This window comes from Klebsiella sp. 141153 (assembly GCF_032601995.1).
Taxonomy (GTDB): domain Bacteria; phylum Pseudomonadota; class Gammaproteobacteria; order Enterobacterales; family Enterobacteriaceae; genus Klebsiella; species Klebsiella aerogenes.
In genome coordinates, this window is the sequence record NZ_JAQIRJ010000004.1 from 1 (window position 1) to 20,901 (window position 20,901).

Here is a 20,901-nt window from a genome sequence, read left to right on the forward strand (position 1 = left end):
GACTTGGTATTCATTTTTCGTCCGAGGACGTTAAGAATCCATGTCACTTTGAGTGCCCACACAGATTGTCTGATAAATTGTTAAAGAGCAGTTGCAACGCGGCTTTCAGCTCACCGTTGCGAGGTCCCGTATATTACGTTTTCCTCATTCAGAGTCAAGCGTTTATTTTCACTTTTCTCTGTCGGTTTTCAGCGTCGTATTTTACTGCTGAAACCCTGCTGACCCGGCGGCTTGCTTGCCGTTGTTCCGTGTCAGTGGAGGCGCATTATAGGGAGTTCTGAGACGTTGACAAGCCCTGTTTTCAAAAAACTTTTCAACCGTCTCTTTTTTCGCCAAAGCGGATGTTGAAATCGTAAAAAATGGCCCTTTTGCTGTTTTAACCACCGAAATAAGCCGTCAGGTGGCATACTGATGAAGTAGAAAAGAGAAAGGAACGGCATTCATGTCTATAAGCGCACAGCAGCTGGCGGCACAAAAAAACATCTCCTGGGTCATCGCGGAGAAGATCGCCCAAAAAATCCTCACTGGCGAATATCCGCCAGAGAGCATCCTTCCCGGTGAAATGGAGCTGGGCGAACAGTTTGGCGTCAGCCGGACGGCAGTACGAGAAGCGGTAAAAACGCTGGCGGCTAAAGGCATGCTGCTTCCGCGTCCGCGTATCGGTACTCGCGTTCTGGCGCGCAGCAGCTGGAACTTTCTGGATAAAGAACTACTCGCCTGGTGGCTGACGGAAGATAATTTCGAAGAAGTGGTTAGCCATTTCCTGGTGATGCGTAGCAGCCTGGAGCCGCAGGCCTGTTTTCTGGCGGCGATTGCCGGTACCTCCGAGCAGAAAGCGCAGCTCAATACGTTAATGGAAGAAATGATCGAGCTGAAAAGACATTTTATCCGCGAACGCTGGATTGAAGTCGATATGGCCTGGCATGAACATATTTATGCGATGAGCGGCAACCCGTTTCTCACCTCTTTCGCGTCGTTATTCCATTCGGTCTATCAGACCTATTTCACCTCGATTACGCAAAATGAAGTCGTTAAACTGGATCTGCACCAGGCTATTGTTGACGCCATTCAGGAAAGCGATGGTCCGCGCGCGCAGCTTGCCTGCCAGACATTGTTGAATACCCCAAACCACACAGGTAAATAAAGAAGGAAAAGGCATGACCGGGAAGAAAGGGCGGAGTATGGCCGGACTGCCGTGGATTGCGGCCATGGCTTTCTTTATGCAGGCGCTGGACGCCACTATTCTTAATACCGCGCTTCCCGCTATTGCGCATAGCCTTGGTCACTCCCCGCTGGCGATGCAATCCGCCATTATCAGCTACACCCTGACGGTAGCGATGCTGATCCCGGTGAGCGGTTGGTTGGCCGACCGCTTCGGCACCCGCAAAGTCTTTATCATTGCCGTCAGCCTGTTTACCTTAGGTTCCCTTGCCTGCGCGCTTTCCACTTCGCTACCCGAACTGGTTGTCTTCCGCGTCATCCAGGGGATCGGCGGCGCAATGATGATGCCGGTTGCGCGTCTGGCGCTGTTACGCGCCTATCCGCGTAGCGAACTGCTGCCGGTACTCAACTTCGTTACCATGCCTGGCCTGGTCGGCCCCATTCTCGGTCCTGTACTCGGCGGCGTGTTAGTCACCTGGGCCAGCTGGCACTGGATTTTCTTGATTAACATCCCGATTGGTATCATCGGCATTCTCTACGCCCGCAAATATATGCCGGACTTCACCACGCCCCGCCGTCGTTTCGATACCAGCGGCTTTGTTCTTTTTGGGTTAAGTCTGGTGCTGTTCTCCAGCGGTATTGAACTCTTTGGCGAGAAAATCGTTGCCAGCTGGATGGCGCTGTCCGTCATCGCCCTGAGCGTCGTGCTCATGCTGGCCTATATTCGCCATGCTCGTCGCCATCCCACGCCGCTGATTTCACTCTCCTTATTTAAGACCCATACCTTCTCTGTCGGGATCGCCGGCAACCTGGCCACACGGTTAGGAACCGGCTGCGTACCGTTCCTGATGCCTCTGATGCTACAGGTCGGTTTCGGCTACCCGGCCATTATCGCCGGCTGCATGATTGCGCCGACGGCCATTGGCTCGATTATCGCCAAGTCGACCGTCACACAGATACTACGCTGGTTTGGTTATCGCAAAACGTTGGTGGGGGTCACTATCTTTATTGGTTTGATGATCGCGCAGTTTGCGTTGCAGTCGCCAGGAATGCCGCTGTGGCTGCTACTACTGCCGCTATTTGTGCTGGGGATGGCGATGTCCACGCAGTTCACCTCGATGAACACCATTACGCTTGCTGATTTAACCGATGACAATGCCAGTAGCGGCAACAGCCTACTCGCGGTAACCCAGCAGCTGTCCATTAGCCTTGGCGTGGCCATCAGCGCGGCAGTCCTGCGTTTTTATGAAGGATTTGATAACGCCAGCACCATCGAACAATTCCACTATACCTTTATCACGATGGGTGCGATCACCGTGGTATCAGCGCTGATGTTTATGCTGCTCAGAGCTAAAGATGGCCGCAACCTGATAACGGAGCGGCACAAGCACTAAGCTGAACCGCGAACCACCAGTTCGGGGGTAAGCTGCACGCGCTGCTGTTTTTGCCCGGGATCCGCCATGCGGTGAATCAGCACATCGATAGCCAGCTCTCCCAGTTCATCTTTGGGTTGATGAATAGTGGTGAGCGGCGGGGTCATATAGCGCGCCAGTTCAATATCGTCATACCCCACCAGCGCCATATCCTGCGGAATACGCAACCCGGCCTGATACAGCGCCTGATACGCGCCGACCGCCATCGCATCATTACCGACAAATACCGCCTGCGGCCGTGGCGTTAACGCCAGCAGTTGCTGCATCGCGGTAAAACCGCCGCCAAATTCAAAATCGCTGGTAATGACATAACCTTCGGCGACATCCAGCCCGGCGCGCGCCATCGCCGCATGGTAGCCTTCCAGGCGCAGTCGCGACGGCGTCTTATCCAGCGGCCCGGCAATGCAGGCAATACGGGTATGACCGCGATCGATCAGATACTGGGTCGCCATATCGCCACCGAGCAACGAATTATCCTGAATGAGATCGCTGTCGCCGTCGAACGGCGCCCAGTCCATCATCACCGTCGGCACCGACGGATAACGCTGCATGATCTCCTGGGAAGGTTGATGCGTTTCGGTGCACAGCAGCAGCAGACCATCGACGCGTTTTTGCATCAGCGTTTCCAGATTGCGATTCATCCGCTGCTCATCGCCTTCGGTATTACATAAAACCAGGCTGTAGCCGCGCTCGAAACAGCTGCGTTCCACGCCGCGCACCAGCTCCGAATAAAACGGGTTAGTACTGGCGGTGATCAACATGCCGATGGTTCGCGTCTGATTTAACTTGAGGCTACGCGCCAGCGCCGAAGGTGCGTAGTTAAGACTTTTGATCGCCGCATCAACTTTGGCGGTAATCGCCTCGCTGACAAAGCGGTCTTTATTAATGACGTGAGAAACGGTCGAGGTGGAAACGCCCGCGACGCGGGCCACATCCTTCATGGTAGCCAAGCATTACCCCTGTTGACGCAAGAATTCGTCGATCTCTTTGCGCCACGGCACAGACGGTTGCGCTCCCTTACGGGTGACGGCAATCGCGGCGGCGGCATGGGCAAAACGGATGGCGTCTGCCACTTCACGGCCTTCCAGCAGCGCGGTGACAAATGCGCCATTAAAAGTGTCGCCAGCGGCGATCGTATCGATGGCCTGAACTTTAAATCCGGGGACCCGGCGGCTTTCGCCCTCGCAGCTTAACCACACGCCGCGGCTGCCGAGAGTAATCATCACCGTACCAATCCCTTTCGCATGAAGCGCACTGGCGGCTTTCGCGGCATCGTCGTCGCTTTCAACGCGAATACCGGTCAGCTTTTCCGCTTCGGTTTCATTCGGCGTAATGACATCCACCAGCGCCAATAGTTCATCTGAAAGTTCGCGCGCCGGGGCAGGGTTAAGCACCACGGTAGTCTGATGCTGATGAGCGATTTTCGCAGCGGCCATCACGCTCTCCAGCGGCGACTCCAGCTGCATTAACAATGCCTGCGCGCTGGCAATTCGTTCTTTTTCCGCCTCAACCTGAGAAACAGAAAGCGCAGCATTTGCGCCGGCATGAATACCGATGACATTCTCGCCTTCCGCGTTAACGAAGATCAACGCCACGCCGGTTGATTCGCCAGCAACGGCACGCACCGGCGCCACGTCGATGTTATCGCTCGCCAGCTGGCGGCGAACGCGTTCGCCGATATCGTCATCGCCAGTACAAGCAATGAAGGCAATATCCGCGCCGCTACGCCCGGCAGCGACAGCCTGATTGGCGCCTTTACCGCCGAAAGCCACTTGATAGTGGTTTCCGGTAACGGTTTCACCTGGAGTAGGGAAGGATTCAAGGTTAAGAATGTGATCGGCATTGATGCTGCCAAGGACGACAAGTTTGCCTGCGGTTTTCATCATCTTTGTTCCCGGGAAAGCGCGCCACCGGACTCCGGTGGCGCATGCCCTGCTTTTCTTTTTTATGTTGTCCCTCGGACCATTGCCGGCCCGAATCGCATTTTACTGCTTAATGACCAGTTTCAGCTCAACCGGATAGCTGGCATCCACTTTTTCACCCTTCAGCACTTTATCAGCGGTTTCGACGCCTTTAACGCCGATCTGCTCCGGCAACTGGGCGATGGTCGCTGCCAGTTTGCCACTATTTACTGCTTTTTCGCCATCCGGAGTGCCGTCAAATCCAACCACCATCACATCAGATTTTCCAGCAGTCTGCAGCGCACGCAGCGCGCCCAGCGCCATTTCGTCGTTCTGCGCAAACACCGCCTGCACGTCCGGATGCGCCGTCAGCAGGTTCTGCATCACGTTCAGACCTTTGGTACGGTCGAAGTCAGCGGGTTGGCTGGCCAGTACGTTGAACTTATGCGCCGCCACGGCCTGTTTGAAACCTTCGCCGCGCTCGCGCGCCGCAGAGGTACCGGCAATGCCTTGCAGCTCAATGACTTTCGCATTTTCCCCGACTTTCTTCGCGATATAGTCGCCGGCCATTTTACCGCCCAGCACGTTATCGGAAGCAATATGACTCACCACATCGCCTTTTGAAGCCTGGCGGTCCAGGGTAATAACCGGGATTTTAGCCTGGTTCGCCATCTTCACCGCATTGCCGACAGCATCGGAGTCGGTTGGGTTAATCAGCAGCAGTTTGGCGCCGCGAACCGTTAAGTCCTGTACGTTCGCCAGCTCTTTCGCCGGGTTATTCTGGGAATCCAGCACCACCAGGTTGTAGCCCAGCTTATCGGCTTCTTTCTGCGCGCCGTCTTTCAGAGAAACGAAGAAGGGGTTATTCAGGGTAGAGATAACCAGTGCGATGGTATCTTTCGCCATCGCGTTTGCGCTAACGGTCGCGCTTAGAGCAACAGCAGAGACCAGGGTCGCCAGTTTTTTCATATTCATAGTTAAGATGTCCTGTAGAGTTCTCAGTTACTGCTTTTTGTTATCTACCAGTACCGCCAGCAAAATCACCACCGCTTTGACGATCATCTGGTAATAGGAAGAAACGCCTAAAAGGTTCAGACCATTGTTCAGGAAGCCCAGGATCAACGCGCCAATCAGCGTGCCGACGATACGACCTTTACCACCGGCCAGGCTAGTGCCGCCAAGTACGACCGCAGCAATCGCGTCTAATTCATAGCCCGTCCCCGCCGTCGGCTGCGCAGAGGAAAGACGCGCCACTTCGATGATGCCGGCCAGTGAAGCCAACATCCCGCACAGCGCATAGACGATGATTTTCACTCTATTCACGCTGATGCCGGAAAGCCGCGTCGCCGCTTCGTTACCGCCCAGGGCATAAATATAACGGCCCAGGCGAGTATGGTGCAGCATGTACCAGGCCGCCAGGAAGACAATCGCCATAATCCATACCGGCGTCGGGATCCCAAGCGGGCGTCCGATACCGAACCAGCCAAACAGATCGGCGTTATCGCTAAAGCCGGTGTTGATCGGGCTACCGTTGGTATAAACCATCGTCACGCCGCGCAGCAGCAGCATCATCACCAGGGTGGCGATAAACGCCTGCACGCGACCTTTCGCGACAATTACCCCGGTCACCGCGCCAATAGCCGCACCGAGCGCCAGCGCGGCGGCAACGGCCACCAGCGCATTCACTTCGATACCGACGATAGACGCCGCGACGGCGCCGGTCAATGCCAGCAGAGAACCGACGGACAGGTCGATCCCCGATGTCAGAATGACCAGCGTCATCCCGACCGCCATGATGGCGTTAACGGAAGTCTGCTGCAGAATGTTGAACAGGTTATTAACGGTAAAAAAGTTAGGGCTCATGGTCGAAACGATCGCGATCAGCACCAGCAGGGCGATCAGCGATTTTTGCTCCATCAGCCACGCTTTAGTGAAATAGCGGCGACCAGTAACAGCCTGGGTAGTCATCTTTTTTACTCCTGATTCACACGGTTAAGCTTGCCCACAGCGGCAGCCATCAATACTTCCTGGGTGGCCTGCTCGCGTGTGAATTCACCGCCGAGATGCCCTTCATGCATCACAATGATGCGATCGCTCATGCCCAGCACTTCCGGCATCTCAGAAGAGACAAGGATGATGCTCAGGCCATCGGCTTTAAACTGGTTAATCAGCTGGTAGATCTCTTTCTTCGCCCCGACGTCGACGCCACGGGTTGGTTCGTCGAGGATCAGCACTTTCGGCCGGGTCATCAGCCCGCGAGCGATAGCGACTTTTTGCTGGTTCCCCCCAGAAAGCAGGCCAATTGCCTGCTCCATTGAAGGCGTCTTCACATTAAAAAGCCGAATGAAATCGCTGACCGCCTGCTGTTCATCTTTATGCTTAAGGCTACCGCCCGCCCTGCTGAAGTAGCGCAGCGCGGTTAATGACATGTTTTCTTTGACCGACATCCCGAGCACCAGGCCATCACGCTTACGGTCTTCGGAGATATAGACAATGCCGTTCGCCAGGCCATCCTGCGGCGAACGGGTGACGACTTCATGGCCGTCCAGCGTCACGGAACCGCTGCTGCGCGGCAGCGCGCCGTACAGCACCTTCATCAGTTCAGTGCGCCCGGCGCCCATCAGCCCGGCAACGCCGAGGATTTCGCCCTGACGCAGGGTAAACGTCACGTTTTCCACCCCGGATCCGCAGAGATTATCGACCTTCAGACGTACCGCGCCGGGTGCCTTATCGAGATGCGGATATTGATCTTCCAGCTTACGGCCAACCATCATCTCGATCAGTCGGTCTTCATCCAGCGAAGCCACTTCACGCTCGGCAATAAATTGCCCGTCGCGAAATACGGTGACGTCATCGCAGATTTCGAAGATCTCTTTCATGCGGTGGGAAATATAGACAATGCCGCGCCCCTGCGATTTCAATTCGCGGATGACGCGGAACAGCGATTCGGTCTCGGTGTCGGTCAGGGCATCGGTGGGCTCATCCATAATGATGACCTTCGATTCGAAGCTCAGCACTTTGGCGATTTCCACCATTTGCTGATCGCCAATCGACAGATCGCCCACCAGCTTCTGGCTGTTAAAACGTAAATTCAGCTTCGCCAGCAGCTTGTCCGCTTCGGCATACATCTTTTTCCAGTCGATTTTGCCAAAGCGGTTAACGAACTCGCGGCCAAGGAAGATGTTCTCGGCAATCGTTAATTGCGGGATCAGGTTGAGTTCCTGGTGAATGATGCCGATACCGGCTTCCTGTGAGGATTTTGGGCCGTTAAAGGTCGTTTCTTTACCTAACCACAGCAAAGAACCGGCATCACGGGTATAGATACCGGTGAGTACCTTCATCATTGTCGATTTACCGGCGCCATTTTCCCCTACCAGCGCCATTACCCGGCCAGCATAGACATTCAGCGCCGCGCCGGAGAGCGCTTTGACGCCAGGGAACGCTTTATCGATCCCTTTCAGCTGTAATAAAGCTTCCATGGCGGCGACCTCAGAAAGTGACGCCGGCACAGAGAATAATATTCGCATACGGGGAACACTCCCCGCTGCGAATTACCGCCTGACTATCTGCGGTTTGTTTTTTGAACTGCTCATGACTGGTGTAACGAATTTCAATCGTATTTCCCTGGTGCTGCTGCAGCTGCTCAAGATGATTGAGCAACGTCGCGTGGAGTTGCGGATTATGGGTTTTAATCTCTTCTGCGATGACCGCCGCCTCAACCTGCATTTCCGTCGTTACGACCTCCAGAACCTGCATAAATGAAGGTACGCCCTGAGTAAGCGCCATATCGATTCGCGCGCTGCTGCGGGGAACCGGCAATCCGGCGTCGCAAACAACCAGCATATCGGTATGACCGAGGCGGGAGATAACGGAAGAAATATCAGCGTTAAGTACGGTGCCTTTTTTCATTTTTTCTCTTTTGCTCCACTAGCGAAACGTTTCGCTAACATTAGTATTGTAAATGCAGGAGCAAAAAACCATCATCAAAAGAGATAAATGTGATCGCCATCGAAACGTTTCGCAAGGCGTGGGCAGGAAATTGCATTGAGATGTGAGAGACAAAAAAGCCCTTCATTATTGAAGGGCTTTTTGACATCAGATTTCTACCTGAGTACCGAGTTCGATAACCCGGTTCGGCGGGATTTCAAACTGATCCGGCGCGCGCAGAGCGTTACGCTGCAACAGCAGATATAGTTTGCCGCGCAGGCGCAGATACCATGGCCGTTTGCCGATAATCAGCGACTCGTGGGACATAAAGAACGACGTTTCCATCATTCGGCAGCTCAGCCCTTCCAGGCCGCAGCGATGGAACACCTCTTCGACGTTCGGCGTTTCACGCCAGCCATAGCTTGCTACAACGCGCCAGAACGACGGCGACAGTTGCTCAATCTGCACGCGGCGCACGTTATGCACATACGGGGCATCTTCGGTGCGCAGGGTCAGCAGGATCACGCGTTCATGCAGCACCTTGTTGTGTTTCAGGTTATGCAGCAGCGCAAAAGGGATCACGTTCAGGGCGCGAGACATATAGACCGCGGTACCCGGCACGCGCACCGGCGGTGATTTCTCCAGCGAGGAGATCATCGCTTCCAGCGAGTTGCCATGTTCATGCATCCGGCGCAGCAGGCGGAAACGCTCGCTCTTCCAGGTGGTCATCACCGTAAACATCACCAGGCCCAGTGATAACGGCAACCAACCGCCGGAGACGATTTTATCGAGGTTCGCCGAGAACAGCGGAATATCGATACACAGGAAGGCCACCAGCATCAGGCCGACAAACAGCTTATTCCAGTGCCAGTTTTTGCGCGCCACGGTCGCCGACAGAATGGAGGTCAACACCATGGTGCCCGTTACCGCAATACCGTACGCCGCCGCCAGATTAGAAGAGTGCTCGAAGCTGACAATGACGATGACCACAGAAACGTACAGCAGCCAGTTAATGAACGGGATGTAAATCTGCCCGGACTCCATTTCCGAAGTATGGATAATGCGCATTGGCGACAGATAGCCCAGACGCACGGCCTGACGAGTCAGCGAGAAGACCCCGGAAATCACCGCCTGCGAGGCGATAACCGTCGCCAGGGTCGCGATAATCAGCATCGGGATCAGCGCCCATTCCGGCGCCAACAGGAAGAACGGGTTTTTAATGGCTTCCGGGTGCTTCAACAGCAGCGCGCCCTGGCCAAAATAGTTAAGCACCAGTGATGGCAGTACTACCGAGAACCACGCTACGCGAATCGGTAGTTTGCCGAAGTGACCCATATCGGCATACAGCGCTTCCACACCGGTAATCGACAGCACCACCGCGCCGAGCGCAATAAAGGATACCGTTTTGTACTGCAGGAAGAAGTTCACTGCCCAGTAAGGGTTCAGCGCCTGCAGAACTTCCGGGTTATCGAGGATACTGCGCGCGCCAAGCACCGCCAGCAACAGGAACCAGATCAGCATAATTGGCGCGAACAGCTTGCCGACCATCCCGGTTCCGTGTTTTTGAATAGCAAAAAGCAGGGTCAGCACAATAATGGAGATGGGGACAATCCAGGTATCCAGCTGTGGGGCGATAATTTCCAACCCCTCTATCGCCGACATCACCGATATTGCCGGGGTTATCACCACTTCACCATAGAAGAAGCTACCGCCAATCAGGCCGAGGATCACCAATACGGAGGTCATCTTTGCCGAGGTGTTGCGCCCCGCCAGCGACATCAGCGTCAAGATCCCGCCCTCGCCGGCGTTATCCGCCCGCATCACGAAGGTGATGTATTTTATTGATACGGTGAAGATCAACAGCCAGAAAATCAGCGACAGAAAGCCAAAAACTGCATCGCGTTCAACGCCAAAGCCAAACTGGCCTGACAGACATTCGCGAAGAGTATACAGTGGACTGGTACCGATATCGCCGTAAACCACGCCGATTGCCGCCAGCGTTATTGCCGGCAGCGATTGTTTATTATCAGTGCTCATAGACTAGTCTTTTCGTTTATAAAACAAATGTGTGCCTAGTCCCTTGGCCCACAAAAAGCGCACAGTATGCACGATTATTTGCTGAATCGTACCCCTAACTGACACCATATTAACTTAGCTCAAAGAAAATAAATCGATTCTTCAGGCTATTACCACCCCTAATCAAACATCTATACTCGACGCAATAACGACACACGACAAAGCACGCAACTCTATTATGGCTCAATCACATTTACTGGCAGAAAGAATTTCCCGACTTAGCGCCGCCCTGGAAAAAGGACTCTTTGAACGCAGCCACGCAATACGCCTGTGCCTGTTGGCCGCGCTTAGCGGCGAGAGCGTGTTCCTGCTGGGGCCGCCCGGCATCGCGAAAAGCCTGATCGCCCGCCGCCTTAAGTTCGCTTTCAGGCAGGCGCGCGCTTTTGAATATCTGATGACCCGCTTCTCCACGCCGGAAGAAGTTTTCGGCCCGCTGTCGATTCAGGCGCTCAAAGATGAAGGGCGCTATGAGCGTTTAACGGCAGGCTATCTGCCAGAGGCGGAAATCGTCTTCCTGGATGAAATCTGGAAAGCCGGCCCGGCTATCCTTAATACCCTGCTGACGGCCATCAACGAACGCCACTTCCGCAACGGCGCCCATGAAGAGAAAATCCCAATGCGCCTGCTGGTCGCGGCGTCGAACGAACTGCCCGAAGCGGACAACAGCCTCGAAGCCTTATATGACCGCATGCTGATCCGCCTGTGGCTGGATAAAGTACAGGATAAAACTAACTTCCGCTCGATGCTGGTCAGCCAGCAGGATGAAAACAGCAATCCGGTTCCTGAAAACCTGCAAATCAGCAACGATGAATTTACCCAGTGGCAGCATGACATTGGTACCGTGAAGTTGCCGGACAACGTCTTCGAGCTGGTTTTCCAGCTGCGCCAACAATTAGATGCCTTGCCTAATGCGCCTTACGTTTCCGATCGCCGCTGGAAAAAAGCCATCCGTCTGCTGCAGGCCAGCGCCTTCTTTAGCGGCCGCGACGCCATCGCGCCTATCGACCTGATCCTGCTGAAAGATTGCCTGTGGCATAACATCGAAAGCATGAATCTGATGTCGCAGCAGCTGGAGTCACTGATGACCAGCCATGCCTGGGGTCAGCAGGCGATGCTGACTAAACTAGGCGCCATCATCCAACGCCGTATTCAAATCCAGCAGCAGCACAGCGATAAAACCGCGCTTAAAGTCACGCGCGTTGGCGGTATGTTCAGCCGTAAGCCGCATTACGAACTGCCAGACGGTGTTGAGGGTGAGACGTTGACGCTGCTTCTCCAGCAACCGCTGAAACTGCACGATCTCGAAGTTATCCATATCGCCTTTGAACGCCAGGCGCTGATCAACTGGCTGGAGAAAGGCGGCGAGATCCGCGGCAAGCTCAACGGTATCGGTTTTGCCCAGCCATTAACGATGGATGTCGATGCCAGCCAACACCTGGTGGTGCGCGACGTCAGCCTGCAAGGCTCGCGCCTGTCGCTGCCCGGCAGCGAATCTCAGGAAAATATGCCTGCCGAGATCCGCCAGCAGCTGGAAGCGCTGGATGACGAGTGGCACCAGCAACATAACCGCTTTAGCGAACAGCAAAAATGCCTGTTTATTCCCGGCGACTGGCTGGGGCGTATCGAAGCCAGCCTGCAGGACGTCGGCGCGCAAATTAAACAGGCGCGCCAGCCATGACGCTCGACATGCTGAATGTCATGCTGGCGGTCAGCGAAGAAGGGATGATCGAGGAGATGCTGCTGGCGCTGCTGGCCTCGCCTCAACTGGCGGTGTTCTTTGAAAAATTTCCGCGGCTGAAAAATATCATCGCCGCCGATATTCCGCGCTGGCGAGAAGCGGTTCGCGCCCGGCTCAAAGAGACGCAGATCCCTCCCGAGCTGGACGCCGAAGTGCAGATCTATCAGCAGGCCCAGCTGCTTTCAACTTCGCAATTTATCGTGCAGCTGCCGCAGATCCTCGGCAAGCTGCATAAGCTCCAGTCGCCCTTTGCCGCCCAGGCGCAGCAGCTGGTGGACGATAACGCAACCTTCACCCCAGCGCTACATACTCTGTTCTTACAACGCTGGCGCTTAAGTCTGGTGGTACAGACCACCACCCTCAACCAGCACTTATTAGACGATGAGCGCGATCAACTGCTCAGCGAGGTGCAGGAACGAATGACGCTCAGCGGGCAGCTAGAGCCGGTGCTGGTGGAAAACGACAACGCCGCCGGCCGCCTGTGGGATATGAGCGCCGGCGAGCTTAAACGCGGCGATTACCAGCTGATCGTGCGCTATGGCGATTTTCTCAGCCAACAGCCGGAACTGATGCAGCTGGCTGAGCAGTTGGGCAGATCGCGGGAAGCCAAACTGGTGCCGAAGAAGGATGCGCCGATGGAGGCCTTCCGCGCGATGGTTCGTGAACCGGCAACGGTACCAGAGCAGGTCGATGGCCTGCAGCAAAGCGACGATATTCTACGTCTGTTGCCGCCAGAGCTGGCAACGCTCGGCATCACCGAACTGGAGTTCGAGTTCTACCGTAAGCTGGTGGAAAAACAGCTATTAACTTATCGCCTGCACGGCGACGCCTGGCGGGAGAAAATCACCGAACGCCCGGTAACCCGGCAGGATTTTGATGAGCAGCCGCGCGGGCCATTTATTGTCTGCGTAGATACCTCAGGTTCGATGGGCGGTTTTAACGAACAATGCGCCAAAGCCTTTTGTCTGGCGCTGATGCGCGTCGCGCTGGCGGATAACCGCCGCTGCTACATCATGCTGTTCTCCAGCGAAGTGGTGCACTACGAGCTAACCGGCCCGCAGGGGCTGGAGCAGGCGATCCGTTTTTTAAGCCAGCGCTTTCGCGGCGGCACCGATCTGGCCAGCTGTTTTCGCGCGATCGTTGAACGTTTGCAAAGCCCGCAGTGGGTCGATGCCGATGCGGTGGTGATTTCCGATTTTATCGCCCAGCGGTTGCCGGATGAGGTGGTCAACAAGGTGGGGGAGCTGCAGCACAAACATCAGCATCGTTTTCACGCGGTGGCGATGTCGGTACACGGCAAACCCGGCATCATGCGCATCTTCGATCATATCTGGCGCTTTGATACCGGATTGCGTAGCCGCCTGCTGCGTCGCTGGCGGCGTTAATCTTTACAGCAGAGCGGCGACGCTTTCCCGCACCTGCGCGGGCCATACGCCGCACTGTACCTGGCCGATATGGTCAAGCTGCAGCAACAGCATGGTTAAACGCGACTGGCCAATACCGCCGCCAATGGTCTGCGGCATCTCGCCGCGCAGCAGTGCCTGGTGCCATTCAAGCTGCAGACGGTCTTCATCGCCGGTCACCGCCAACTGGCGCTTCAGCGCCTCGGCGTCAACTCGGATCCCCATAGAGGAAAGCTCAAAAGCGTCTTCCAACACCGGGTTCCACACCAGGATATCGCCGTTCAGACCGGCAAAACCTTCCGCCGATGGCGAGCTCCAGTCATCATAATCCGGCGCGCGAACATCGTGGCGCTTACCGTCAGACAGTTTACCGCCGATACCGATTAAGAAGACGGCGCCAAGCTCTTTAGCGATCGCCCGCTCGCGGCCTTTAGCATCCAGATCCGGATAACGGCTCAACAGTTCCTGACTGTGAATAAAGTGGATCTGTTCCGGCAGGAATGGCGTCAGACCAAATTCCTGACTTACCGCCAGCTCGGTGGCTTTGATCCCAGCGTAAATCGCCTCAACCGTCGCTTTCAGCGTGCCGGTATGGCGTTCGCCGTCGCCCATGACGCGTTCCCAGTCCCACTGGTCAACATAAACGGAATGAATTGGGGTGAGGCGGTCTTCATCGGGGCGAAGGGCCTTCATGTGCGTGTATAGCCCTTCGCCCGCGCTGAAGTCGTGTTGTCCCAGGGTTTGACGCTTCCACTTCGCCAGTGAATGAACCACTTCGAATTGGGCGTCTGGCAGTGTTTTCACTTTTACCTGAACCGCTTTCTCGCAGCCGGACAAGTTGTCCTGCGTCCCATCACCGACGCGGCTTAAGATCGGCGCCTGCACTTCAATCAGGCCAAGCTTCTCTTCCAGCTGACGGGAAAAATGGGATTTAACGAAACTAATCTGGCGTTGTTTTGCGATGTATGCGGTTTTCATTTTTTATCACTCCTGCGTCCTGTTGATATTGATTAAGCAACAGAAATGGCACTGAATTCAACAATCAATCAATAAAAAGACGTCTTGAGTTTTGATTCATTAAATTAACAAGCTAAAATAGTAAGAATCATCAAACATCATAAGAAAAAACAATGGAAAATTATCAGATCGACAATCTGGACCGCGGCATTCTTGATGCCTTAATGGCGAATGCGCGCACCGCCTACGCCGAACTGGCCAAACAGTTCGGCGTTAGCCCAGGTACGATTCACGTACGCGTAGAGAAAATGAAACAGGCGGGCATTATTACGGGGGCAAGAATCGACGTCAGCCCGAAACAGCTCGGTTATGACGTCGGCTGTTTCATCGGCATTATTCTTAAGAGCGCCAAAGACTATCCTTCCGCTCTCGCCCGGCTGGAGAGCCTGGAAGAGGTGACCGAGGCTTACTACACCACCGGCCACTACAGCATCTTTATTAAGGTAATGTGTAAATCTATCGATGCCCTGCAGCAGGTACTTATCAACAAGATCCAAACAATCGATGAAATTCAGTCCACTGAAACCCTGATCGTGCTGCAGAACCCGATCATGCGCACCATCAAGCCCTGATCGTTTTTTTTAATCCCACATTTTTCCACAGGTAGATCCCAGCTCGCTCACAGCGTACAATACGCCACTCAGAATAGTTGAGCGAGCGATCGGCGATCATGGCAGACATTACACTTATCAGCGGCAGCACCCTGGGCAGTGCGGAATATGTAGCAGAACATCTGGCGGAAAAGCTGGAAGAAGCGGGCTACAGCACTGATATCCAGCACGGTCCGCTGGTTGACGATCTGCAGGCTGAAGGGATCTGGTTAGTTATCTCTTCTACCCATGGCGCCGGCGATATTCCGGACAACCTGGTCCCTTTCTATGAAGCGTTGCTGGAGAAGCAGGCCGATCTTTCTGCCGTTCGCTTTGGCGCGGTGGGTATCGGTAGCCGCGAATATGACACTTTTTGCGGCGCAATCGACAAACTGGAAGCGGCATTAAAGGCCAACGGGGCAAAACAGATCGGCGAAACGCTGAAAATTAATGTCCTCGAACACGAGATTCCTGAAGATCCAGCCGAGGTTTGGGTGGGATCCTGGAAAAATTTACTCTGAGTTTTGTAAAGATCCGCAGCTTCTTCTGTGGATAACCCTGCTCAAAAGCTTGGATCAACCGGTAGTTATCCAAAGAATAACCGGAGTATGCTTTTTGAGCTGTGCATAACCCTTCATTCTGATCCCAGCTTATACGGAACAGGATCACCGATCATTCACAGATTGTGATCCTTCTTAAGCGTTTGATCTTAAATCGTGGATCCGACTTATCCACAAAGAGAGTCGATCCTAATAAGAGATCACAATAGAACAGATCTCTAAATAAAAGATCTTCTTTTTAATACTCAGGATCCCGGCCCCTTTCTCGAAAGAGCAAAGTTGAGTAGAATCCACGGCCCGGGCTTCAATCCATTTTCAAACCGCGTTATGCGAGGCAGATCACCATGTTTTATCAGGATCCTTTTGACGTCATTATCATTGGCGGGGGTCATGCAGGCACTGAGGCCGCGATGGCAGCAGCGCGAATGGGCCAACAAACCCTGCTTTTGACACACAATATCGATACGCTGGGGCAGATGAGCTGCAACCCGGCGATTGGCGGTATTGGGAAGGGACACCTGGTAAAAGAAGTGGATGCGCTCGGTGGTCTGATGGCGAAGGCGATCGATCAGGCAGGTATTCAGTTTAGGATACTAAACGGTAGCAAAGGCCCGGCTGTCCGTGCGACTCGCGCCCAGGCCGACCGGGTGTTGTATCGTCAGGCGGTACGCACCGCGCTGGAGAACCAGCCAAACCTGATGATCTTCCAGCAGGCAGTAGAAGATCTGATTGTCGAAAACGATCGCGTCGTCGGCGCCGTGACCCAAATGGGCCTCAAGTTCCGGGCTAAGTCGGTGGTGCTGACCGTCGGCACCTTCCTGGATGGCAAAATCCACATCGGTCTGGACAACTACAGCGGCGGCCGTGCCGGCGATCCGCCGTCGATCCCGCTGTCTCGCCGTCTGCGTGAACTGCCGCTGCGCGTAAGCCGCCTGAAAACCGGTACTCCGCCGCGAATTGACGCGCGCACCATCGATTTTAGCGTGCTGGCGCAACAGCACGGCGATAACCCGATGCCGGTCTTCTCGTTTATGGGATCCGCGGATCAACACCCGCGCCAGGTACCGTGCTATATCACTCACACCAACGAGAAAACCCATGATGTGATCCGCAGCAACCTCGATCGCAGCCCAATGTACGCCGGGGTGATTGAAGGTATCGGCCCACGTTACTGCCCGTCGATCGAAGACAAGGTCATGCGCTTTGCCGATCGCAACCAGCATCAGATCTTCCTTGAACCGGAAGGGCTGACTTCAAACGAAATTTATCCAAACGGTATCTCCACCAGCCTGCCGTTTGATGTGCAAATGCAAATCGTCCGCTCAATGCAGGGGATGGAAAACGCGAAGATCGTTCGCCCTGGCTACGCCATTGAGTACGATTTCTTTGACCCGCGTGACCTGAAGCCGACGCTGGAAAGCAAATACATTCAGGGTCTGTTCTTCGCCGGCCAGATCAACGGCACTACCGGCTATGAAGAAGCCGCCGCGCAGGGTCTGCTTGCCGGTCTTAATGCCGCCCGCTTCTCAGCGGAAAAAGAGGGGTGGGCGCCGCGTCGCGATCAGGCCTATCTTGGCGTGCTGGTGGACGATCTGTGCACCCTCGGCACCAAAGAACCGTACCGTATGTTTACCTCCCGTGCTGAATATCGCCTGATGCTGCGTGAAGACAACGCCGATTTGCGCCTGACCGAACAGGGACGAGAGCTGGGGCTGGTGGACGATGAGCGCTGGGCGCGTTTCAACGAGAAACTGGAAAGCATTGAGCGTGAACGCCAACGCCTGAAAACCAGCTGGGTTAACCCGCTGGCGGAAAGCGCAGCCGAAGTGAACGCTCATCTGACCGCGCCGTTATCGCGTGAAGCCAGCGGCGAAGATCTGCTGCGTCGCCCGGAAATGACCTACGAACAGCTGGTTCAGCTTTCTCCGTTCGCGCCGGGCCTGCAGGATCAACAGGCGGCCGAGCAGGTTGAGATTCAGGTTAAGTACGAAGGCTATATCGCTCGTCAGCAGGACGAGATCGAAAAACAGCAGCGCAACGAGAATACTTTGCTGCCGGCAACGCTCGATTACCGTCAGGTATCCGGCTTGTCCAACGAGGTTATTGCCAAGCTAAACGACCATAAACCATCATCTATCGGTCAGGCATCGCGTATTTCCGGGATTACTCCGGCGGCAATTTCTATTTTGCTGGTGTGGCTGAAAAAGCAGGGGATGCTGCGCCGCAGCGCCTGATAGCCGTCAGAGCGCGTTAATTTGGCGGATGCAAAATCAGCGATCGCCTTTATAATTCACAGCCCGGTAAGCGTTAGCGCCTCCGGGCTCATTATTTTTAGAAGGTACTCACCGTGCTCAACAAACTTTCTCGTCTGCTGGACGAAGCGGGTATTTCGCTCACCGATCACCAGAAAAATCAGCTGGTGGCGTATGTCGGGATGCTGGATAAGTGGAACAAAGCCTATAACCTGACCTCTGTTCGCGATCCTAACGAGATGCTGGTTCGCCATATCCTCGATAGCATTATCGTTGCGCCGTATCTACAGGGCTCCCGCTTTATCGATGTGGGAACCGGCCCTGGCCTGCCGGGGATTCCGCTGGCTATCGTGCGCCCGGAATCTCATTTCACATTACTGGATAGCCTTGGCAAGCGTGTACGCTTCCTGCGCCAGGTCCAGCATGAGCTAAAACTGGATAACATCACCCCTGTGCAGAGCCGTGTGGAAGAGTTTCCTGCAGAGCCGCCGTTTGATGGCGTCATTAGCCGTGCTTTTGCCTCGCTGAACGATATGGTGAGCTGGTGCCACCACCTGCCGGCGCCACACGGACATTTCTACGCGTTGAAAGGACAGGCGCAGGAAAGTGAAATGGCAAACCTGCCAGAAGGTTACCAGGTTTGTGACGTGATTGAACTGCATGTCCCCCAGCTGGAAGGGGAGAGACATTTGGTGGTCATTAAGCCAAACACCTTATAATTTTTATCAAAAAATGTGGAAAAAATGTGGCCTGCGCATGTTACAAAAATCAAAGTTACCTGCGGGTATTATCTGGCCACTTTTAACCTTGTTTTTACTATGGCTTTTCTAGCGTTTAACTTTAGCGTGGTGGTTTACTGGCAGAATAGTCAACTTTGAAAATATCAGGGTGCTAAAAATCGATGAACTGTCAGTTCATATTGATGTTAAATTTTTATTATAAATGTCAATAAAAGGTTTTTATTGTATGTGGGGTTGTTTTGCAAAAAGACCTCACTTTTTATCTTGAATATCAAAAAGATGAAAACTTACTGATTCTGTACAGATTTAATTCGATTGCACCGAAAATGTTTATTATGTGATCTAATGCACGCTTTAATGGCCGCGTTTTCTCATTATTTGCACTTCTGGTTGATCCCTCACTGATTGACGAAATGCATGAAAAATTGCCGCTCAGAAAATAATTAAACATTTATTCACTATTTTGCTACTTAATGTTTGAAATCACGTGTTGTCACCGTATAATTTGTCCGCTTTTTGACGCTTGACTCTTGGTCTTAAAGAACGTTTTATACGACACGCGGCATACCTCGAAGGGAGCAGGAGTAAAAACGTGATGTCTATGTCGCTCGTGAGTCGAAACGTTGCTCGAAAGCTTCTGTTTATTCAGTTACTGGCAGTAATAGCAAGCGGACTGCTGTTCAGCCTCAAAGACCCCTTCTGGGGCATCTCCGCCATATGCGGAGGTTTGGCGGTCGTTTTGCCAAACGCGTTGTTTATGATTTTTGCCTGGCGCCATCAGGCGCATACACCAGCACAAGGCCGAGTGGCCTGGACCTTCGCTTTCGGTGAAGCATTCAAGGTGTTGCTGACCTTCGCCCTACTGGCGATGGCGCTGGCGGTTTTTGAAGTGGTATTTTTGCCGCTGATAGTGACGTGGGTTTTGGTGCTGGTGGTACAAATTCTGGCTCCAGCTGTAATTAACAACAAAGGGTAAAAGGCATCATGGCTTCAGAAAATATGACGCCGCAGGATTACATAGGACACCATCTGAACAACCTTCAGTTGGACCTACGTACATTCTCGCTGGTGGATCCGCACAACCCCCCAGCCACCTTCTGGACGCTCAATATTGACTCCATGTTTTTCTCGGTGGTTCTCGGTCTGCTGTTCCTTGCCATGTTCCGTAGCGTTGCTAAGAGAGCGACCAGCGGCGTACCAGGGAAATTCCAAACCTTCATCGAAATGATCATCGGCTTCGTCCATGGCAGCGTCAAAGACATGTACCATGGCAAGAGCAAGGTCATCGCGCCGCTGGCGCTTACCGTGTTCGTCTGGGTATTCCTGATGAACCTGATGGACCTGCTGCCAATCGACCTGATTCCTTATATCGGCGAACACATTTTCGGCCTGCCTGCACTGCGCGTGGTTCCGTCTGCGGACGTGAACATCACCCTGTCGATGGCGCTTGGCGTGTTCATCCTGATTATTTTCTACAGCATCAAAATGAAAGGCGTTGGTGGGTTCGTTAAAGAACTGACCATGCAGCCGTTCAATCACTGGGCGTTCATTCCTGTCAACTTAATCCTTGAAGGGGTAAGCCTGCTGTCCAAACCGGTTTCTCTCGGTCTGCGACTGTTCGGCAACATGTATGCCGGTGAGCTGATTTTCATTCTGATTGCTGGTCTGTTGCCGTGGTGGTCACAGTGGATTCTGAATGTGCCTTGGGCCATTTTCCACATCCTGATTATTACGCTGCAAGCCTTCATCTTCATGGTTCTGACGATTGTCTATCTGTCGATGGCATCCGAAGAGCATTGATTTTTACCAACACTACTACGTTTTAACTGAAACAAACTGGAGACTGTCATGGAAAACCTGAATATGGATCTGCTGTACATGGCTGCCGCTGTGATGATGGGTCTGGCGGCAATCGGTGCTGCGATCGGTATCGGCATCCTCGGGGGTAAATTCCTGGAAGGCGCAGCGCGTCAACCGGATCTGATTCCTCTGCTGCGTACTCAGTTCTTTATCGTTATGGGTCTGGTGGATGCTATCCCGATGATCGCTGTAGGTCTGGGTCTGTACGTGATGTTTGCTGTCGCGTAGTAAGTTGTTCGAAAG

General features: G+C 53.9%; 19 protein-coding genes. 11 read left to right on the forward strand and 8 right to left on the reverse strand.

Annotated features, from left to right (window positions below; translation table 11 throughout):
- Positions 1 to 442 precede the first annotated feature (442 nt).
- Positions 443 to 1,144, forward strand: coding sequence for a FadR/GntR family transcriptional regulator (locus PGS10_RS08545; RefSeq protein WP_045396024.1), 702 nt, complete (start codon positions 443 to 445; stop codon positions 1,142 to 1,144).
- A gap of 13 nt (positions 1,145 to 1,157) precedes the next feature.
- Complete coding sequence (gene mdtD, locus PGS10_RS08550) at positions 1,158 to 2,555, forward strand: multidrug transporter subunit MdtD (RefSeq protein WP_045396023.1); 1,398 nt, start codon at positions 1,158 to 1,160, stop codon at positions 2,553 to 2,555.
- On the opposite strand, the gene rbsR is transcribed toward mdtD, so the two are convergent.
- The 7 genes from rbsR to kup all read right to left on the reverse strand — a co-directional run bounded on the left by rbsR (position 2,552) and on the right by kup (position 10,459).
- Positions 2,552 to 3,544, reverse strand: a complete 993-nt coding sequence (gene rbsR, locus PGS10_RS08555; RefSeq protein WP_072251486.1) for a ribose operon transcriptional repressor RbsR — start codon at positions 3,542 to 3,544, stop codon at positions 2,552 to 2,554. The two genes, mdtD and rbsR, sit on opposite strands and share 4 nt — an antisense overlap.
- A 3-nt stretch (positions 3,545 to 3,547) precedes the next feature.
- Positions 3,548 to 4,480 (reverse strand): ribokinase, encoded by a 933-nt coding sequence (gene rbsK, locus PGS10_RS08560; protein WP_161801952.1) that lies wholly within the window; start codon positions 4,478 to 4,480, stop codon positions 3,548 to 3,550.
- Positions 4,481 to 4,579: 99 nt separating this feature from the next.
- Positions 4,580 to 5,470, reverse strand: a complete 891-nt coding sequence (rbsB, locus tag PGS10_RS08565; protein ID WP_045396020.1) for a ribose ABC transporter substrate-binding protein RbsB — start codon at positions 5,468 to 5,470, stop codon at positions 4,580 to 4,582.
- A gap of 27 nt (positions 5,471 to 5,497) precedes the next feature.
- A complete protein-coding gene (gene rbsC, locus PGS10_RS08570; protein ID WP_015368991.1) occupies positions 5,498 to 6,463 on the reverse strand; it encodes a ribose ABC transporter permease in 966 nt (321 codons plus the stop codon).
- A gap of 5 nt (positions 6,464 to 6,468) precedes the next feature.
- Complete coding sequence (gene rbsA / locus PGS10_RS08575; protein WP_015368992.1) at positions 6,469 to 7,974, reverse strand: ribose ABC transporter ATP-binding protein RbsA; 1,506 nt, start codon at positions 7,972 to 7,974, stop codon at positions 6,469 to 6,471.
- Positions 7,975 to 7,984: 10 nt separating this feature from the next.
- A complete protein-coding gene (gene rbsD / locus PGS10_RS08580) occupies positions 7,985 to 8,404 on the reverse strand; it encodes a D-ribose pyranase (protein WP_045396015.1) in 420 nt (139 codons plus the stop codon).
- A 186-nt stretch (positions 8,405 to 8,590) separates the two neighbouring features.
- Positions 8,591 to 10,459 (reverse strand): low affinity potassium transporter Kup, encoded by a 1,869-nt coding sequence (gene kup, locus PGS10_RS08585; protein ID WP_045396012.1) that lies wholly within the window; start codon positions 10,457 to 10,459, stop codon positions 8,591 to 8,593.
- A 217-nt stretch (positions 10,460 to 10,676) separates the two neighbouring features.
- Here kup and ravA point away from each other — a divergent pair, with 217 nt between their 5' ends.
- Both ravA and viaA read left to right on the forward strand, forming a co-directional pair.
- Positions 10,677 to 12,176, forward strand: coding sequence for an ATPase RavA (gene ravA, locus PGS10_RS08590; RefSeq protein WP_047044564.1), 1,500 nt, complete (start codon positions 10,677 to 10,679; stop codon positions 12,174 to 12,176).
- A complete protein-coding gene (gene viaA, locus PGS10_RS08595) occupies positions 12,173 to 13,621 on the forward strand; it encodes an ATPase RavA stimulator ViaA (protein WP_015368996.1) in 1,449 nt (482 codons plus the stop codon). Before ravA ends, viaA begins: the two co-directional genes overlap by 4 nt.
- A 3-nt stretch (positions 13,622 to 13,624) precedes the next feature.
- On the opposite strand, the gene asnA is transcribed toward viaA, so the two are convergent.
- Entirely contained in the window at positions 13,625 to 14,617 is a 993-nt protein-coding gene (gene asnA, locus PGS10_RS08600) for an aspartate--ammonia ligase (protein ID WP_047044566.1), read from the reverse strand.
- Positions 14,618 to 14,769: 152 nt separating this feature from the next.
- On the opposite strand from asnA, the gene asnC reads away from it, so the two are divergent.
- The 7 genes from asnC (at position 14,770) to atpE (ending at position 20,886) form a co-directional block, all read left to right on the forward strand.
- Positions 14,770 to 15,228, forward strand: a complete 459-nt coding sequence (gene asnC / locus PGS10_RS08605) for a transcriptional regulator AsnC (protein ID WP_015368998.1) — start codon at positions 14,770 to 14,772, stop codon at positions 15,226 to 15,228.
- Positions 15,229 to 15,326: 98 nt separating this feature from the next.
- The gene (mioC, locus tag PGS10_RS08610) at positions 15,327 to 15,767 is read left to right on the forward strand and encodes an FMN-binding protein MioC (RefSeq protein ID WP_047044568.1); all 441 of its coding nucleotides are present in this window, start codon (positions 15,327 to 15,329) and stop codon (positions 15,765 to 15,767) included.
- A 383-nt stretch (positions 15,768 to 16,150) separates the two neighbouring features.
- Positions 16,151 to 18,040: a tRNA uridine-5-carboxymethylaminomethyl(34) synthesis enzyme MnmG gene (gene mnmG / locus PGS10_RS08615; RefSeq protein WP_015369000.1), complete on the forward strand. Its 1,890-nt coding sequence runs from the start codon at positions 16,151 to 16,153 to the stop codon at positions 18,038 to 18,040.
- A gap of 113 nt (positions 18,041 to 18,153) precedes the next feature.
- Positions 18,154 to 18,777, forward strand: a complete 624-nt coding sequence (rsmG, locus tag PGS10_RS08620) for a 16S rRNA (guanine(527)-N(7))-methyltransferase RsmG (RefSeq protein WP_047044571.1) — start codon at positions 18,154 to 18,156, stop codon at positions 18,775 to 18,777.
- A gap of 616 nt (positions 18,778 to 19,393) precedes the next feature.
- Positions 19,394 to 19,774, forward strand: coding sequence for a F0F1 ATP synthase subunit I (gene atpI, locus PGS10_RS08625; RefSeq protein ID WP_015703918.1), 381 nt, complete (start codon positions 19,394 to 19,396; stop codon positions 19,772 to 19,774).
- Positions 19,775 to 19,782: 8 nt separating this feature from the next.
- Positions 19,783 to 20,598, forward strand: coding sequence for a F0F1 ATP synthase subunit A (gene atpB / locus PGS10_RS08630; RefSeq protein ID WP_015369004.1), 816 nt, complete (start codon positions 19,783 to 19,785; stop codon positions 20,596 to 20,598).
- 48 nt (positions 20,599 to 20,646) lie between these two features.
- The gene (atpE, locus tag PGS10_RS08635) at positions 20,647 to 20,886 is read left to right on the forward strand and encodes a F0F1 ATP synthase subunit C (RefSeq protein ID WP_000429386.1); all 240 of its coding nucleotides are present in this window, start codon (positions 20,647 to 20,649) and stop codon (positions 20,884 to 20,886) included.
- Positions 20,887 to 20,901 lie beyond the last annotated feature (15 nt).

Excerpts from the sequence above, each read along its gene's own strand:
- viaA (WP_015368996.1), top strand. The coding sequence starts at position 12,173 with ATGACGCTCGACATGCTGAATGTCATGCTGGCGGTCAGCGAAGAAGGG.
- rbsK (WP_161801952.1), bottom strand. The coding sequence starts at position 4,480 with ATGATGAAAACCGCAGGCAAACTTGTCGTCCTTGGCAGCATCAATGCC.
- mnmG (WP_015369000.1), top strand. The coding sequence starts at position 16,151 with ATGTTTTATCAGGATCCTTTTGACGTCATTATCATTGGCGGGGGTCAT.
- atpE (WP_000429386.1), top strand. The coding sequence starts at position 20,647 with ATGGAAAACCTGAATATGGATCTGCTGTACATGGCTGCCGCTGTGATG.
- mdtD (WP_045396023.1), top strand. The coding sequence starts at position 1,158 with ATGACCGGGAAGAAAGGGCGGAGTATGGCCGGACTGCCGTGGATTGCG.
- rbsB (WP_045396020.1), bottom strand. The coding sequence starts at position 5,470 with ATGAATATGAAAAAACTGGCGACCCTGGTCTCTGCTGTTGCTCTAAGC.
- rbsD (WP_045396015.1), bottom strand. The coding sequence starts at position 8,404 with ATGAAAAAAGGCACCGTACTTAACGCTGATATTTCTTCCGTTATCTCC.
- PGS10_RS08545 (WP_045396024.1), top strand. The coding sequence starts at position 443 with ATGTCTATAAGCGCACAGCAGCTGGCGGCACAAAAAAACATCTCCTGG.
- kup (WP_045396012.1), bottom strand. The coding sequence starts at position 10,459 with ATGAGCACTGATAATAAACAATCGCTGCCGGCAATAACGCTGGCGGCA.
- asnA (WP_047044566.1), bottom strand. The coding sequence starts at position 14,617 with ATGAAAACCGCATACATCGCAAAACAACGCCAGATTAGTTTCGTTAAA.
- atpB (WP_015369004.1), top strand. The coding sequence starts at position 19,783 with ATGGCTTCAGAAAATATGACGCCGCAGGATTACATAGGACACCATCTG.
- asnC (WP_015368998.1), top strand. The coding sequence starts at position 14,770 with ATGGAAAATTATCAGATCGACAATCTGGACCGCGGCATTCTTGATGCC.
- ravA (WP_047044564.1), top strand. The coding sequence starts at position 10,677 with ATGGCTCAATCACATTTACTGGCAGAAAGAATTTCCCGACTTAGCGCC.
- rbsC (WP_015368991.1), bottom strand. The coding sequence starts at position 6,463 with ATGACTACCCAGGCTGTTACTGGTCGCCGCTATTTCACTAAAGCGTGG.
- rbsA (WP_015368992.1), bottom strand. The coding sequence starts at position 7,974 with ATGGAAGCTTTATTACAGCTGAAAGGGATCGATAAAGCGTTCCCTGGC.
- atpI (WP_015703918.1), top strand. The coding sequence starts at position 19,394 with ATGTCTATGTCGCTCGTGAGTCGAAACGTTGCTCGAAAGCTTCTGTTT.
- mioC (WP_047044568.1), top strand. The coding sequence starts at position 15,327 with ATGGCAGACATTACACTTATCAGCGGCAGCACCCTGGGCAGTGCGGAA.